The organism is Vibrio sp. 1580 (genome assembly GCF_033340055.1).
In genome coordinates, this window is sequence record NZ_JAWOVT010000182.1 from 1 (window position 1) to 809 (window position 809).

At 45.0% G+C, this 809-nt stretch carries 1 protein-coding gene and 1 pseudogene; one reads left to right on the forward strand and one right to left on the reverse strand.

Features of this window, described 5'->3' with window-relative positions; genetic code table 11:
- Positions 1-245 (forward strand): annotated as a pseudogene (locus R7093_RS24870) (transcriptional regulator HexR); the annotation flags it as partial.
- Positions 246-310: 65 nt separating this feature from the next.
- Here the strand turns inward: R7093_RS24870 and R7093_RS24875 are convergent.
- On the reverse strand, positions 311-809 hold a 499-nt coding region (locus tag R7093_RS24875; protein WP_318146972.1), incomplete at its 5' end, for an iron-containing alcohol dehydrogenase.

Below are 809 nucleotides of genomic sequence, written 5' to 3' on the forward strand. Positions count from 1 at the left end.
CTGTCATCGCTATCACTGCGAAAGATTCTCCATTAGAGAAAGCAAGTTCACTGGCTATCACTTTAGATATTCCTGAAGATACGGACGTATACATGCCAATGGCAAGCCGTGTCGTTCAAATGACCGTTATCGACGTATTAGCCACAGGCTTTACACTTCGCCGTGGTACAGGTTTCCGCGAAAATCTAAAACGCGTGAAAGATGCCTTAAAAGACAGTCGTTATGACAAGCTAAGTCAGTACTAAGCATTGATTAAGGGGAGCCAATTGGTTCCCCTTTTTATTTCTTCTCGCAATGACTTTACTTGTATTTACTCATTCACACTCGATAAATCGCTTCTCGATTCCAATACCTCTACTGAACTCATGTGCGGCGTGCTTTCTGCGGCACAATCTCCACTGCAATCGCACACTTGTTTTAGTATGAACACCAAACGCTCCTGATTAAGAGGTAAAGGGTTACCTTTAATCGCAACAGACTTAAGCGCATCGTTTGCTACCTGTTCAAACGAAGTTTGGCAAACACCAAACTTACCAAGCAATGGCAATTCTAGCTTATCTAACACCATCTTGACCCAAAGCACGCCGTCATGTTCATTCGCATTCGCTCTATCCGTGACAAGTTGAGCCAGTTTTCGATAACGGTTGATCACATCATTCCTGCCCGCTTGCTTTGCTGCATTGATGTTTTCTTGCATCACATGAGGTGCTAAACGTGCAGTTATCACACTGTGCGGAGCATCAAGTTTCCCACCAAGTGCAGAGGCTAGCCCATGAGCAGCGCCCAACTTAGCGTTAGTGATCGCCATC